Raw genomic sequence first — 15,157 nt, 5'->3', positions numbered from 1 at the left:
CACTTGTCCTTCTACACCTAGCTATATGATCAAGCTTGGCAACTTATGAGTATGCGAAAAACAAAAGGGCTGACCAAGAAATGATCTTGATCAGCCCTTCTTATCGTTATCGATGCTGGCTTTGTCCCCTCCACAGAGGCATAGCCAATGCAATCCCCTGCTGCAGCGAAGCAGCAAAGAGCGCAGGCAGGCAATCCTTATTTCTTGCCCTTAATGAACTCGGCTAAAGCCGCGCCGACCTTCCAGATGTCGCCCGCTCCCATCGTGAGAACCAGGTCGCCTTCTTTTACGCGACCCTTGAGATCGTTCAGGACATCTTCCTTGGTAGGCAAATAGCGGGCACCGGCATTGCTGTTCTGGACGATCAGCTCCACCAGCTTACCCGAGCTGATGCCCTCGATCTGCTTCTCGCCGGCAGGGGAGTAAATATCGGTGATGATCACCTCATCCGCTTCCCCGAACGCGCGGCTAAACGCATCCAGCAGGAAGAAGGTTCTCGAATACCGCTGCGGCTGGAACACCGCAATAATCCGTTTGCCCGTAGCTTTTGCGGCACTGATCGTCGCCTCGATCTCGGTCGGATGATGCGCATAGTCGTCAATGACCAGAATGCCTTCAGCTTCGCCAAGCACCTGAAAGCGGCGCTTAGCCCCGTTGAACTTGACGATGGCCTCTACAATCGCCTCGAACGAGATGCCGCTCTTCAAGCAGCATATGACCGTGGCCATGGCGTTGTAGACATTATGTTTACCCGGTACGGACAGCTCGACGGTGCCCAGCTCCATGCCGTTATGAAGCATCGTGAAGCTGACGTGACGGTCGCCCAGCACCAGATTGGTTGCCGTATACTCCGCATCCGCATGAATGCCGTATGTGGTCACATTGCATTTCAGGTCTGGCAAAATCGCCTGAATGTTGTTATCGTCGGCGCACACCACGGCCGTACCGTCAGCCTTGATCTGGCTGAGGAATTGCACGTAGGCTGCCTTGAGACGATTGAAATCCCCTTCGTAATTCTCCAGGTGATCGGCTTCGATATTCAGAACGACGCCGAGCCATGGATGATATTGCAGGAATGAACCATCGCTCTCGTCGGCTTCGGCTACCACATGCTCGCCTTCGCCCGCTTTGGCATTCGTGCCCACGTTCATAATTTCCCCGCCGATGATAAATGTCGGATCGACTCCGCATTCTTCCATCACGAGCGCAATCATGGATGAAGTGGTTGTCTTGCCATGCGCTCCCGCTACGGCCACGCCTTTGCGTTCGTTCAAAAGACGCGCCAGCATCTGCGCACGGTGAAGGACAGGAATGTTCAGCTTCTCTGCCTCGACCCGCTCCACGTTGTCTTTGGACAATGCCGTGGAGTACACCACAAGGTCCGCGCCTTGGACTTGCTCGGCGGTATGTCCAATGTATATTTTGGCGCCCTTGGCCGCCAGCTTTTCTGTCAATTCTTGCGATGCCACGTCAGAACCCGTGACTTTATAACCCATCTCCAGCATTACTCGCGCTATGGCGCTCATCCCGTAGCCGCCAATTCCTATAAAATGAACATGTTCTGATGTATTCAACAGATATCACCAACCTTTTTCAGAATCGGAAAGGCCCAGGAGGTTGGAACGCACGTCGGCAATCAGGTACAACGTGCCCGACACCACCCCAAGATCCTCCGCTTCCGTCCGTGACTTCAACTCTTCAAGTGCGTTTTTCCAATTTGGTTCTATGATGATTTGCAGTGTATGTTTGGCGTATTTCTCCCTTACCTGCTCTACGATGTCACCAAGCGCCTTGGCGTCCAGTTTCTTCCGGAAATCCGGTTCAGTCAGGATAAGCGTATCCACTATTGGCAGTATATGCTGCAAATACGATTCATGATGCTTATTTGCCAGCATTCCCATCATTAAGTTCAGTTTCCGATACTTATAGATCTGCGGCAAGCTTTTGGCCAAGGATTCAGCCCCTTCGGGGTTGTGCGCGCCATCGAGAACAATCCGCGGGGAGGACTGCACTTGCTCCAGTCTTCCCGCCCAGAACGTATCCTTAAACCCGGCACGCAATTCTTCTTCATCCACGATAAAAGCCATGTACTGGCGAAGCACCTCCAGCGTCATCATGGCAACCGCGGCATTGGCGCATTGATGCTCGCCCTGCATCGAAATATCCAGATCCATATCCCGGAACGGTCCCTTAAAACGGAAAGTCTGGCTTTCTTCGTCCCCGCGCAGCCGTTCATAAGAGAATTGTTCGTCTACAAGGTACAGACTAGTACGGTTTTTGGCGGCCGTTTCTTTCAGAATGTCGACAGCCTCAGGCTGAGTGACCGTGCTCACTACCGGCACTCCGGGCTTGATGATGCCGGCCTTCTCCATGGCGATCTCCTGAATGGTATCGCCCAGAACGTCGGTATGGTCCATGCCGATGTTCGTGATCACCGAAATGATGGGATGAACGATATTGGTAACGTCAAGACGACCGCCAAGTCCGGTCTCCCATACCACCACGTCCGGATAAGACACCTCGCCGTAATACAGGATCGCAAGAGCCGTGGACACCTCAAACATCGTGGGCGATCCAAGCCCGGAGCCCGCAACTTCGGCAACAAGCGGCTCTAAGCGATTCGCGAGTTCCAGCAGCGTCTCTTCCGGTATGTCTTCGCCGTTATACTGAAACCGATTGGTAAACTTCGTAATATAGGGGGACGTGTAGGTTCCTACCGTGAATCCCCCTTGAAGCAGAACCTTTGTTAAAAAAGCGCATGTGGAGCCTTTTCCGTTCGTTCCGGCCACGTGAATGAATTTTAATCGACGCTCCGGATGGCCGAGCAGCTCCATCAATCGCTGAATTCTATCCATGCCAGGGCGGATCCCAAACGGAATCAGCCCATTGATCCAAGCTACCGCTTCCTCATAGGTATGGAACGGAGCTGCCGCTGCAGCTGCCGATTGATCAACCATCGTTCTCACCTTCTGGTCCAGATTCATCTTGCCCATTAGCCTCTCAATTCTTCGATGCGCGCAATCACTTTGCTGCGTTTGTCCGAGTAATCCGCGAGTTTCGCCCGTTCTTCCTCAATCACCTTCTCGGGTGCTTTCGATACGAAACCAGGATTGTTCAGCTTCTTCTCCACACGCTCGACTTCGCTGTTCAAGTGCTGGATTTCCTTCTCCAGACGCGTGATCTCCTGAGCGATATCGATCAGCCCGGCAAGCGGCAGATACATTTCAACGCCTGTTACCACGGCGGTCATCGCTTTATCCGGCGCCTCAAGCGCAAGGGAGGACTCATACTCCGACGTGTTGCAGAAGCGGCGAATATAATCGGAATTGCGGTCGATAATGCCGGCAATTTGCCCGCTTACCGGTTTCAATTGCAGTTCTACTTTTTTGCTCATCGGCACGTTCACTTCCGCCCGGATGTTACGTACGGCACGGATCACATCCATCAGCAGGTTCATTTCGGTAACAGCTTCCGTATTCTCAAACGCCTCATCATAGGTCGGCCAAGAAGCCAGCATGACGGTCTCGCCTTCATGCGGCAAATGCTGCCAGATCTCTTCGGAGATGAACGGCATGAACGGGTGGATCAAGCGCATCGTGCGGTCCAGCACATAGGCAAGCACCGACTGCGTCTTTTTCTTGGCTGCTTGATCCTCGCCATACAGGGACAGCTTGGCAAATTCGATATACCAGTCACACAGATCATCCCAGATGAAATTGTAGAGCAGTCGACCGGTTTCGCCAAATTCGTAGGCATCAATTAGACGCGTTATATCGCGGGAAGTTTCGTTCAAACGGTGCAAAATCCACCGGTCCGCGGTTCCCAGCTCTCCGGAAATGTCGATATCCGCCGCCGTGAAGCCCTCCAGGTTCATGAGCGCAAACCGCGACGCATTCCAGATTTTATTAGCGAAGTTACGCGCTTGCTCCACGCGTTCCCAGCGGAATCGAAGATCCTGACCCGGCGTGCTGCCGGTCGATATCATATAACGCATAGCGTCTGCGCCATACTGTTCAATCACCTCGAGCGGGTCGATGCCGTTGCCCAGCGACTTGGACATCTTGCGGCCTTCGCTATCCCGAACCAGGCCATGGATCAGCGTGTCCTTGAACGGCATTTGCCCCGTAAATTCAAGTCCTTGGAAAATCATGCGCGACACCCAGAACGGGATGATGTCGTAACCCGTTACGAGAACGCTGGTCGGATAATAACGTTTGAAATCCTCACTGTCAAGGTCCGGCCAGCCCATGGTCGAGAACGGCCAGAGCGCGGAGCTGAACCAGGTATCCAGCACATCCTCGTCCTGTCTCAGATCATCCTTGCCCAGCTTCGCGCGGGCTTCCTCTTCATTCATGGCAACAACCACTTCGCCCGTGGATTCGGAATACCACGCGGGGATCCGGTGTCCCCACCACAATTGACGGGAAATGCACCAATCGCGCACATTCTCCATCCAGTGCAGATAGGTTCGCTCGAACCGGTCAGGCACGAAGTTCACGCCCTTGCCGGATTTCTGCGCATCTACGGCTGCTTCCGCAAGCGGCTGCATCTTAACGAACCACTGCGTTGACAGATAAGGCTCGACTACCGCGCCGGATCTTTCGCTATGGCCAACCTGATGGACGTGATCTTCGATGCGAAGCAATACGCCCGATTCCTTCATGTCGCCGACGATCTGCTTGCGGCATTCTGCGCGGTCAAGACCCTGGTACTTGCCGGCAAACTCATTCATCGTTCCGGATTCGTCCATTACGGTAATTTGCGGCAGGTCATGTCTCAGACCCATCTCGAAGTCGTTCGGATCATGCGCCGGCGTAATTTTAACCGCACCGCTGCCGAAGTCCTTCTCCACGTACTCATCGGCAATAACCGGAATCTCGCGGCCCACGATAGGCAGCACCAATGTCTTGCCGATCATGTCTTTATAGCGCTCGTCTTCCGGATGAACGGCGACCGCCGTATCGCCGAGCATGGTCTCCGGACGGGTGGTTGCCACGGTAATGGAGCCGCTGCCGTCCTTCAGCGGATATTGCAGGTGATACAAATGGCCGTTGACCTCTTTGTACTCCACTTCAATATCGGACAAAGCCGTGCGGGCAGCCGGGTCCCAGTTGATGATGCGTTTGCCGCGGTAGATGAGCCCTTTATCGTAAAGCTTAACGAATACTTCCCGTACGGCTTCGGACAATCCCTCGTCAAGCGTGAAACGTTCTCTGGAGTAATCGAGGGACAGGCCGATCTTGGACCACTGATCACGGATCGTGTTTGCGTACAGGTCCTTCCATTCCCACACCTTCTCCAGGAATTTCTCGCGTCCCAGATCGTAACGGGTAACGCCTTCTTCGCGAAGCTTCTGCTCTACCTTGGTCTGCGTGGCGATGCCCGCATGGTCGGAACCGGGGAGCCACAGCGCATCGTAGCCCTGCATCCGCTTCACGCGAATCAGGATGTCCTGCAGCGTAAAGTCAAGCGCATGGCCGATATGGAGCATGCCCGTAACGTTAGGAGGAGGAATAACAATCGTGTAAGGCTCCGCGTCCGGTCGCTTGCCGGCTTCAAAAAAGCCGCCTTCCTTCCAGTACGGATACCATTTTTGTTCGGCTGCCTTCGGATCATACGTCGTCGGCATTTCTAACTGGGATTGGTTTTGTTTTTGATCCATATTTTCGTACCTCCGATACTGTTAATCAGTTTTGCCAACCCGAAACGTTTTAGCCTCCGGGCGTGTTCGTGGATATCATAGTTGGCGTGAAACAAAAAAAGCCCTTCGTCCTCAAAGGACGAAAGACTGTTCTCTCGCGGTACCACCTTTGTTTCGTGCTTACATGGTCCATCCACCGTTGTCCTCCCACGAAGAACATGAAAGGCTTTCGGTCAAGCACGACACTTTACGCAGATAACGGCTGCGGCCGGCGAACTCTAACCAGGGTAGCAATCGATCCTACTCTATCTCAAGTCCGCAACTCCGGGGCGACTTCGGCAAGCTGGTTCCTGCGGAATCTCACAGCGCTTGGTAGCAATTCCGCTCTCTGAAGGCCATACCTTCCTACTCTTCCCGTTCAACGTTGTTCTAGCTTTTGGAATACCTGTACATATACTATTCAAATATAACGTGGTTGTTCCATATAGTCAATATTTCGAGTGTTTCCGAACGATTTAGACATCATACCTGCCGATTCAAATAAATCCTTGTTCGCTGTAACATACAATCCAAGCTCGCTCTGCTTCCTCTCCTCCAAACCGGTTCCCCGCAGCACAAAAAGCAGGCCAAGGCTGCCTGCCTCGGCCTGCTTCATTCTAGCCCCATGACGACTTCCCGATTACTGGGGAATATACAATACCTGGCCTTCTTCCACATTCTGCTCGGACATGCGGTTATACAACAACAGCTCTCGCGGCGTCAGCTGATAGCGCTCGGCAATAACGTCGAGAGTCTCCTCACGCTGAACAATGCACATCCGAACCTTGCGGAACGGCGTTTCCTCGCGGCGGTTGCCTAGGAACAGACTCTTCCATTCCACATCCTCGGCCGAAACGGAATCCACGGATTCTTCAATGGCCTCTTCCTCGTCTCGAGCAGCTTGATCCTGATCCTGAACCGTTCTGCTCGATTGAAGCAATGAAGAGAAGCCTACGCCCGAAGCGGTGTTGGCGGTGCTGTTCTTCGCGTTGAAGGCAACCTTCAGCTCCGGTTTGGACGGAGCCTCTTCGGCTTGAACGGAAACCTCCTCCTCTATCTCCTCCAAGGGCTCGGCTTCCTCTTCAAAAACAGGCTGGGCTTCCTCCGTTTCCGGGGAATCCAATACCGGCAGGGCTTGAGTCTCTTCGCCTTTGCGCTCAGTAACGCCCGGGAAATCGGCTGCGGGTTCTTCCTGCTGCGGCTCCGGCTGGGCCGCTGCCCGTTCGAACTGCCATACATTCGGAGTCGACGGCTCAGCTGACTGAGATTCCGTCTCATTATGTAAGGCGTATTCGACCGTATCCTGGGCTTCAGGCGTATTGGAGATGCTTACCGTTCGGTCCGAATCCTGCGTATCCTGAATTTGGTTCTCGTATTCCGCCCAAGATGCCAGATACTGCTGCGTGCGCGCATCCGCCTCGGACTCTTGGACTCTGGGCTGAGCCTCGCTGAAATAAGAAGGCGAAGGCGTATTCGCGTCAGCGTTGGCTCCGACGCCTTGATACGGCTCATACGGATTGGCTGCGAACTGCTGCTGCTCTCCGCCTGCATACATATCATTCGCTTCAGGAGCATGTACCACTGTGAATTCCTCATTGGTCCATACTTGGTCACGAGCTCCCGGAGCCGCCGCCTGGATTCCTTTGAGCGATAAAACCCCCGTTATGTTCAAGCTGCGCTTGGATAACAGATCCACGTCAAAATTCTCGATCTCGACCGCGATGTCATCCAATGACGATACCCGGTTCAGCGGTACCGTGATCTCGACCGGAATCCAATGTTCTAGCGGCTCCGTCTCTCCTGCTTCGGTATCCCCTTTATACAGGCCTGCTAGAAGCAGATGGCCCCGAAGCGTGGCCTGGTCCTGCTGGCTGATCACCTGAATGTGCGGGATCAACTCCGCCTCTTCCAATTCTTCGATTCCCGGCAAATCTTCCGTCAAATTAATACGCTCGTAAATATCGAACCGCAATCCGTAGGACTGGTCAAACACGGGAATGTCCTCCTTTTTGGCATATACTATCCGTGATCTGTCATCACGGCATGAGCCTAAGTTTTGCCACTCAATTTATCTATATGCCGAAAACAGGAGAGCATGACTTTTTTGCGAATTGCGCATGGAAAGTTACCAGGCGTTCAGGGCCGCTGCAGCATCCCCTATCGGTTCGCTCCCTCTATGATTCGTTCTCGTAACTCCATCATATCCTGAGGCCACGGTGCCGGCACGTCAATGCTCTCGCCCGTAAATGGATGATGGAACAACAGGCGTTCGCCATGCAGCGCTTGGCGCGCAAACGTCCCTGGTCCCCCGTACAAAACATCCCCCAGAAGCGGATGTCCCATATGGCTTAGATGGACCCGGATCTGATGCGTACGGCCGGTTTCAAGGCGAATGTGCAGCAGACTGGCTTTCGGATAAGCTTCGGCTGAGAGAATATGCGTGATCGCGGCCTGCCCCGTTAATGAAACCCTCCGGCGGCTTGCGTGATAGCGGTCCTTGCCGATCGGCAGATCGATTCGCTTCAGCTCCTGCGATACCCTCCCTTGAACGATAGCCGCATACATTCGAACGATCTTCTTCTCGCGCATGGCCTCGTCCAGCTTCAGCTGCGCATATTCGTTCTTGGCATACAGCACGGGCCCCGTCGTATCTTTATCCAGCCGATGGATATGCCGGACTGCCGCGTGAACCCCCTCTGCTTCGTAATAGGCGGCCACGACATGATTCAGCGTTGTCTCCCGGCTTTCGTTGTCCGGATGGACCGCCATGCCGGCCGGTTTGTTCACGACCAGGCAGAAATCGTCCTCGTACAACACCTGAAGCTCCTGCCACCTCGGTTCGATGCCGTATTCCCGATAAGGAAAAAGGACCAGCCGAAGCCGGTCCCCTCTCCATTGTATCCCCTGCTCATGACGAAGCTTGCGATACAGCTTCTCGGGCATACCGACCGTTTCCAGAAGCCACTTGGCGGCGGCCTCGTCCCGATCCGGCTGGCCCAACAGCGCCTTGCCGGGCGTCATCTCGAGCCATTCGCCGCGCTTACTCCAGCTGCCCCCGTAGCTCATAGGCTTTTGAAGGCGTTGTAATTGGCTTCGATGGTAGCATCGATATCTTCCACCGTATGGGCCGCCGAGATGAACATGCCCTCGAATTGGGAAGGAGGCACGCTGACTCCCTCCTGCACCATCGCCGCAAAATAGCGGCGGAAGCGGTCCAGGTCACTCGTCTTGGCCGTATCGAAATTCACGACCGGCGTATTCGTGAAGAATGGGCAGACCATGGATCCGATCCGGTTGATCGTAAGCGGGATGCCGAATTCCTTGGCGCTCTGCTCGAATCCTGCCTGAAGGCGGGCTCCCCGTTCCTCCAGCTGTTCATAAACGGCAGGCGTCAACAGCTTCAGAGTGGTGTATCCGGCTGCCATGGCCAGCGGATTTCCGCTTAACGTTCCCGCCTGGTAGATCGGTCCTGCCGGAGCGATCTGATCCATCAGCTCACGCTTGCCTCCATATGCGCCGACCGGCAACCCGCCGCCGATCACCTTGCCCAGGCATGTCAAGTCAGGCGTAACGCCGTAACGTCCCTGAGCGCAGTTGAGGTCTACCCGGAATCCGGTCATCACCTCGTCAAAAATAAGGATGCTCCCATAATCGGAAGTGACCTTGCGCAGGCCTTCCAGGAATCCTGGCTGCGGCGGAACCACGCCCATATTCCCTGCCACCGGCTCAACGATGACGGCCGCGATCTCTTCGCCGAAACGCTCGAAGGCAAGCTGTACCGATTCCAGGTCGTTGTAAGGAACCGCAATGGTGTTGGACGCCACGCTTTCAGGCACGCCCGGGCTGTCAGGCAGGCCCAGTGTCGCGATGCCGGATCCCGCCTTGATCAGAAGGCTGTCCGCGTGACCGTGGTAGGAGCCCTCGAATTTGATGATTTTGCTGCGTCCGGTATAACCACGCGCCAGCCGGATGGCACTCATGGTGGCTTCCGTGCCGGAATTCACCATTCGCACCACCTCGATCGACGGCACGCGCTCGCACACGAGCTTCGCCATCTTCGTTTCGAGCAGGGTTGGCGCGCCGAAGCTGGTCCCTTTGGCAGCGGTCTCCTGAAGCGCTTCAACGACTTCAGGGTGTGCGTGGCCCATAATCAGCGGTCCCCAGGAACCTACATAATCGATAAAGCTGTTGCCGTCGATGTCGTATACCCGGCTGCCTTCTCCGCGATCGATATAAATCGGCGTGAGTCCTACAGATTTAAATGCACGTACCGGACTGTTGACGCCGCCCGGGATATATAACTTCGCTTCTTCGAAAGCAGAACGCGACAACTCTTCTTTTCGCAAATCTTGGCTCATTCTATGCACTCCTAACTCTTTAGTCGTTAATCGTTGCTAGCCGCGCATCCAGCGTGCCGCATCCTTCGAGAAATACGTAATGATAATGTCCGCACCTGCACGCTTCATCCCCGTCAGCAGCTCCATCACGATCGCCTGCTCACTGATCCATCCCTGCTGAGCCGCCGCCTTGATCATGGAATACTCGCCGCTCACGTTATAAGCGACGATCGGCAGATCAAACTGGTCTCTCAGCAATCGGACAACGTCGAGGTAAGCCATCGCCGGCTTCACCATCAGCATATCCGCGCCTTCCAGCACGTCCGTCTCCGCTTCGCGGAGCGCTTCCCTTACGTTAGCCGGATCCATTTGATAGGTTTTGCGGTCGCCGAACTGCGGAGCGGAGTCTGCGGCTTCGCGGAATGGACCGTAAAAAGCCGAAGCGTACTTAACCGAATACGACATGATCGGCACATTATAAAATCCGGCTTCATCGAGTCCGGAACGAATGGCTTGGACAAAGCCGTCCATCATATTGGAAGGTGCGATGATATCGGCTCCCGCTTTCGCCTGGGAGACCGCCGTGCGAACGAGCAGCTCCAGCGACTCGTCGTTTAATACGTCGCCGCAGGTGTGACCGTCACGCTCGAAGGTATGGACCATGCCGCAGTGGCCGTGGTCGGTGAATTCGCACAGGCACGTGTCCGCAATGACCAGAAGATCGGGATGCCACGACTTAATGAGGCGGGTGGCCTCTTGGACGATCCCGTCATCCGCGAAACCGGACGTGCCTACGCTGTCTTTTGTCTCAGGAATCCCGAACAGGAGCACGGCCGGAATGCCTAGATTTACGATTTCGTCCACTTCTTCCTTCAAGGTATCCAGCGAAAAATGATATACGCCCGGCATCGAGGAAATTTCGGATTTCACACCGCTGCCATAGGTAACGAAGATCGGCTGAACCAGATCCTCCGTATGAAGCACGGTCTCCCGGACCATGCTGCGAATGCCGGCATTTTGACGCAGCCGGCGATGGCGTACGATTGGAAAACTCATGACGTTGTACCTCCATAAGATGTAATTTATATCATGTATTAAAAGATAAGGATATTATGGCGTCGTTATACGGCGTGGATCGTTCTCGTTCCAAACACACAAGGCCTTGACCAGACTGTCGACCGTCGCTTCCTCAGCGAGGAGAGATACGTGGAGTCCGGCTTCCTCCGCGGTTTGCGCGGTCAGCGGTCCGATGCAAGCAATCGTCGATTCCTTCAGCAGATGGGCAGGCTCTGCCACGCCCATCCCCTTCAGCACTTTCAGCAGATTGGTAACCGTTGAAGAACTGGTGAACGTGACCGCATGAATGCCGCCGTCTTGAAGCAGCTTCAGCAGCTCATCATCGTCCTCGCCGCACAGCACGTTCTCGTATATCACGGCTTCCGTCACATGCAGTCCCATTTCCATAAGCTTCTCCGGCAGCCATCTGCGCGCGAGATCGCCGCGAGGCAGCAGCACGCGCTGGCCCGGCTGAAGCTCTGGACCGTAGGCATCGATAAGGCCCTCCGCCTGGTAACGCTCCTTGATCACTTCGGCGGATATACCGTAATTCCCAAGAGCATCGGCTGTTGCGGGACCTACCGCGACGATGCGTGCCGAGGCCAAGGAGCGAATATCGCGTCCATGCTCCTTCAGGTGGCGGAAGAAAAACTCGACGCCGTTTACGCTGGTGAAGAACACCCAATCATACGTACCCAGCTTGTCCAGCGCTTCTCGAATTCCGGCAAGCCCCTCGCCCTTCGAGGGCATCACCGTTTCAATGACGGGAAACTCATAAGGCTCCCCGCCAAGCTCCTCGATTTGGGATACCAATGAACTGGCTTGGCTTCGGGCCCTCGTGACCAGAATCCTTTTGCCGAACAGGGGCAGCCGTTCCGCCCACTTCAAGTGCTCCCGCTGAAGCACCACCTCGCCAACGACGATGACGGCAGGCGGCTGAAAATCCGCTGCCTTGACCTTGTTCTCGATATCTGCCAGCGTCCCCGTCAGCGTATCCTGCTCAGCACGGGTTCCCCATCTTATTAAAGCCACCGGCGTTTCCGGAGGCCTTCCATGCTTCATCAGCTGACGGCTGATATAACCGATTTTCGCCACGCCCATCATAAAAATCAAAGTCCCCGTCGCATGGGTCACCTTATCCCATTGAATCATGCGGTCCAGCTTCTCGGGGCTTTCATGTCCTGTAATGATGGATAAGGATGAGGCATGATCGCGATGCGTCACCGGAATTCCTGCATAAGCCGGCACGCTGATCGCCGAAGTGATCCCCGGGACGATCTCGTACATGATGCCATGACGATATAACAGCTCCGCTTCTTCGCCGACTCTTCCGAAAATCGTGGGATCGCCGCCCTTTAACCGGACCACCGTCTTGCCTTCCAAAGCATAATCCACCAGCAGTTGATTGATCTGTTCCTGTTTCATCGTATGCCGATCCGGAAGCTTGCCCACATAGACCTTCTCTGCTCCGGGTTTCATCCAGCGCAGCAACCGAGGACTGGCTAATCGGTCATACACCACGACATCCGCTTTTTCAATGCATTCCTTGCCTTTGATCGTAATCAGGCGCGCATCGCCCGGACCTGCTCCCACGAGATAAACCTTGCCTGCCATCCCCTCAACCCCTAACTTGTGCCAGTATCTTCTCCGCTCCTTTAGCTTTCAGCTTTGCAGCCACTTCCACTCCGAGCGCTTCAGGGTCGGTTCCTTCGGCGCTTTCCTTCAAGACGATTTCGCCGTCAGGAGAACCCACCATTCCTGTTAATTGTATAACGTTTTGTTCGCCGCGGGAATCTCCTGCCTCCACATTCTTCATGACGGCGTAAGCCCCGATCGGGACCTGGCATCCGCCGTTCAGCTCGCTTAGAAACTTGCGTTCCGCCGCCACGGTCCGCGCAGTTACTTCGTCGTTATAAAGAGAGAGCAGATGCAGCAGCTCTTCATCGTTTTCACGGCACTCAATGCCGAGAGCGCCTTGGCCTACGGCTGGCAGACTGACTTCAACCGGCAGGTACGACGTGATCCGATCCTCCCAGCCCATGCGCTGCAGGCCGGCTGTTGCCAGAATGATGGCCTGAAACTCGCCTTCCTCCATTTTGCGAATCCGGGAATCGATGTTTCCCCTGATCCAATCGATCTGCAGATCAGGCCGATAGGCCTTGAGCTGGCTGGACCGGCGAAGACTGCTTGTCCCTACCTTGGCACCTTGAGGAAGATCATCCAGCGTTGTCCCTTCTTTGGAGATCAGGCAGTCGCGAGGATCTTTTCTTGCGGGCACCGCCCCGGAAACCAGTCCTTCAGGCAGAACGGAAGGCATGTCCTTCATGCTGTGAACCGCCATGTCAATTTCGCCGTCTATCATGGCCTGCTCGATTTCTTTGACAAACAATCCTTTGCCGCCTACCTTGGAAAGGGTAACATCCAGTATGCGGTCGCCCTTGGTGACGATTTTCTTGACCGCGAAGTCATATTCCAATCCGTGCTCCTTGGCCAAACGCTTCAAATCATCGATAACCTGCCCTGTCTGTGTCAGTGCCAGAGCACTTTGTCTACTGCCAACTACGATTGTGCGCATCCTTCATTCCTCCTGATTCTTCTCAATCCACTGCTTGATTTTGTCCGGACTCCACGGCACATAACCTCCGCGGCGAATCTCCCCGAGCATATCCATGCGGTATGCCTTTTGCAACAGCCGCCTGCGCGCGTCGGCGGACTTCACCTCATCCTTGATCATCGAACGCATGCTGTATAAAAAATCCAAATAATCCTCATACTCCGGTCCGAACCGTTCTTCGAGCTCATCGCGTATATCGCGTGCGGCCATCGGCCCTGCTCCCGACGTGGACACGGCCAGCATAAGCCTTCCCCGCCGCAGCACCGTCGGATTGATAAACGTACCGGCCTCGCCGTCGCTGGCTACGTTAACCAGCACGCCAAGGCGATCGGCGTCCTCGGCGATCTTCAGGTTCAGCTTGGCGTCATCCGTTGCCGCATGGACCATAAAAGCGCCTGCCAGATCGTCTGGCCGGTACTTCCGTTCCGTCCATTGAAGGGCCTTCTCTCCCGCCAAATGCCGGAGCGTCTCGCTTCTTAGTACAGGACTTACAATATGTACGCTTGCCCCGGCGTTCAGCAGGGTGAGCGCTTTGCGTTCCGCCACCTTGCCTCCGCCGACGATCAAGCATAAACGTCCCCTGCAATTCAGCAGGACGGGCACATAATGGTCATGCGTCATCAGCCGTCACACTCCTGACCAACTGTGGAATGCCGACCACGTATTCAGAAAAAAATTCAATATAATGAATCCATACCCGATTAAAGCCCATATGGCGGCCTCCCTGCCGGACCTTCTCCACAGTCGGCGTTTGATGAAATACACCATATACATCGCTAGCGCCGTCAGCGTGGACAATACTTTGATATCCAAAAACAGGGTCCACCGCCCGGCCATGGCCACCGACATGACGGCCAAGACAAGCGACATGACCAGAATAATCGTACCGGCCATCAGCGCTTTATAAGAATACACATCCAGCTTCTCCAGACTCGGCAGCCTGCGGACCGTATCATTCCACTGCTTGTGCTTCAGCTTCCGATGGAGAAACATGTAGATCGCCGCAAACACGGCCCCGACGGTCAAAGCGGCGAAGCTGATGCTCGCCAGGGCGATATGAATCAGCAAGAGACGGTGTTCCGTTTCCCAGCTGTACAATGCATTGTCTCCTGCCGTGAACCACAAACGATTGACCAGCATCACGCAAAAACCGACGAGGTTGATGAGCAGGACGGCAAATTCCGAGCGTTTCATATACGCCAGGGCAATCGAAGTGATCGAAATGCAAAAGGCCAGCAGGAACAGGAAATCAAACAGCGTAAATACCGGGAAGTGGAAATGTCCGCCCTCCATGGCCCTGATGCCGATGCCCGCGAATTGCAGCAGCGCGGTAATGACAAGAAGCCCTGTGCCTATCCGCTTCGCCACCGAATTGCGTGAAATGCAATCCGAGATATAAAACAGAAGGCTCAGGGCATAGATACAAATGCCGGTGATATAAATTATGTTTAACAGCATGGGTTATACTCA

General features: G+C 54.7%; 12 protein-coding genes and 1 other annotated feature. All 12 genes read right to left on the bottom strand.

Going from position 1 to position 15,157, the window contains the following annotated elements; genetic code table 11:
• Positions 1-197 precede the first annotated feature (197 nt).
• The 12 genes from murC to ccsA all read right to left on the bottom strand — a co-directional run bounded on the left by murC (position 198) and on the right by ccsA (position 15,145).
• On the bottom strand, positions 198-1,574 hold the full coding sequence (gene murC / locus M1D70_RS07480; RefSeq protein ID WP_036662695.1) for a UDP-N-acetylmuramate--L-alanine ligase: 1,377 nt from the start codon (positions 1,572-1,574) through the stop codon (positions 198-200).
• A gap of 6 nt (positions 1,575-1,580) precedes the next feature.
• Positions 1,581-2,984 carry a bifunctional folylpolyglutamate synthase/dihydrofolate synthase gene (locus tag M1D70_RS07475; protein WP_036673112.1) on the bottom strand — a complete coding sequence of 468 codons (1,404 nt, stop codon included), beginning with the start codon at positions 2,982-2,984 and terminating at the stop codon, positions 1,581-1,583.
• Positions 2,985-2,992: 8 nt separating this feature from the next.
• Complete coding sequence (locus M1D70_RS07470; RefSeq protein ID WP_456289558.1) at positions 2,993-5,662, bottom strand: valine--tRNA ligase; 2,670 nt, start codon at positions 5,660-5,662, stop codon at positions 2,993-2,995.
• 111 nt (positions 5,663-5,773) lie between these two features.
• Positions 5,774-6,072, bottom strand: a binding site (T-box leader).
• A 29-nt stretch (positions 6,073-6,101) separates the two neighbouring features.
• Positions 6,102-6,296, bottom strand: a complete 195-nt coding sequence (locus tag M1D70_RS07465; protein ID WP_009594017.1) for a hypothetical protein — start codon at positions 6,294-6,296, stop codon at positions 6,102-6,104.
• 24 nt (positions 6,297-6,320) lie between these two features.
• Complete coding sequence (locus M1D70_RS07460; protein WP_009594023.1) at positions 6,321-7,673, bottom strand: LysM peptidoglycan-binding domain-containing protein; 1,353 nt, start codon at positions 7,671-7,673, stop codon at positions 6,321-6,323.
• Between the two features lie 164 nt (positions 7,674-7,837).
• Positions 7,838-8,746, bottom strand: coding sequence for an RluA family pseudouridine synthase (locus M1D70_RS07455; protein ID WP_009594025.1), 909 nt, complete (start codon positions 8,744-8,746; stop codon positions 7,838-7,840).
• Positions 8,743-10,038: a glutamate-1-semialdehyde 2,1-aminomutase gene (gene hemL / locus M1D70_RS07450; protein ID WP_009594000.1), complete on the bottom strand. Its 1,296-nt coding sequence runs from the start codon at positions 10,036-10,038 to the stop codon at positions 8,743-8,745. Before hemL ends, M1D70_RS07455 begins: the two co-directional genes overlap by 4 nt.
• Before the next feature lie 36 nt (positions 10,039-10,074).
• On the bottom strand, positions 10,075-11,073 hold the full coding sequence (gene hemB / locus M1D70_RS07445; RefSeq protein ID WP_009594002.1) for a porphobilinogen synthase: 999 nt from the start codon (positions 11,071-11,073) through the stop codon (positions 10,075-10,077).
• A gap of 54 nt (positions 11,074-11,127) precedes the next feature.
• Positions 11,128-12,687: a uroporphyrinogen-III C-methyltransferase gene (gene cobA / locus M1D70_RS07440; RefSeq protein WP_456289557.1), complete on the bottom strand. Its 1,560-nt coding sequence runs from the start codon at positions 12,685-12,687 to the stop codon at positions 11,128-11,130.
• A 4-nt stretch (positions 12,688-12,691) separates the two neighbouring features.
• A complete protein-coding gene (gene hemC / locus M1D70_RS07435) occupies positions 12,692-13,648 on the bottom strand; it encodes a hydroxymethylbilane synthase (protein ID WP_009594031.1) in 957 nt (318 codons plus the stop codon).
• Between the two features lie 3 nt (positions 13,649-13,651).
• Positions 13,652-14,308: a precorrin-2 dehydrogenase/sirohydrochlorin ferrochelatase family protein gene (locus M1D70_RS07430; RefSeq protein ID WP_456289556.1), complete on the bottom strand. Its 657-nt coding sequence runs from the start codon at positions 14,306-14,308 to the stop codon at positions 13,652-13,654.
• A gap of 6 nt (positions 14,309-14,314) precedes the next feature.
• Positions 14,315-15,145 (bottom strand): cytochrome c biogenesis protein CcsA, encoded by an 831-nt coding sequence (gene ccsA, locus M1D70_RS07425; protein ID WP_009594011.1) that lies wholly within the window; start codon positions 15,143-15,145, stop codon positions 14,315-14,317.
• Positions 15,146-15,157 lie beyond the last annotated feature (12 nt).

This window comes from Paenibacillus sp. AK002, from assembly GCF_053903045.1.
The sequence above is the reverse complement of the archived record's forward strand: the minus strand, read 5'-3'. Positions and strand labels throughout refer to the sequence as shown.

Coding starts and splice junctions, on each gene's coding strand:
- M1D70_RS07475 (WP_036673112.1), bottom strand. CDS start 2,984: ATGAATCTGGACCAGAAGGTGAGAACGATGGTTGATCAATCGGCAGCT.
- M1D70_RS07470 (WP_456289558.1), bottom strand. CDS start 5,662: ATGGATCAAAAACAAAACCAATCCCAGTTAGAAATGCCGACGACGTAT.
- M1D70_RS07465 (WP_009594017.1), bottom strand. CDS start 6,296: ATGAAGCAGGCCGAGGCAGGCAGCCTTGGCCTGCTTTTTGTGCTGCGG.
- M1D70_RS07455 (WP_009594025.1), bottom strand. CDS start 8,746: ATGAGCTACGGGGGCAGCTGGAGTAAGCGCGGCGAATGGCTCGAGATG.
- hemL (WP_009594000.1), bottom strand. CDS start 10,038: ATGAGCCAAGATTTGCGAAAAGAAGAGTTGTCGCGTTCTGCTTTCGAA.
- hemB (WP_009594002.1), bottom strand. CDS start 11,073: ATGAGTTTTCCAATCGTACGCCATCGCCGGCTGCGTCAAAATGCCGGC.
- cobA (WP_456289557.1), bottom strand. CDS start 12,687: ATGGCAGGCAAGGTTTATCTCGTGGGAGCAGGTCCGGGCGATGCGCGC.
- hemC (WP_009594031.1), bottom strand. CDS start 13,648: ATGCGCACAATCGTAGTTGGCAGTAGACAAAGTGCTCTGGCACTGACA.
- M1D70_RS07430 (WP_456289556.1), bottom strand. CDS start 14,308: ATGACGCATGACCATTATGTGCCCGTCCTGCTGAATTGCAGGGGACGT.
- ccsA (WP_009594011.1), bottom strand. CDS start 15,145: ATGCTGTTAAACATAATTTATATCACCGGCATTTGTATCTATGCCCTG.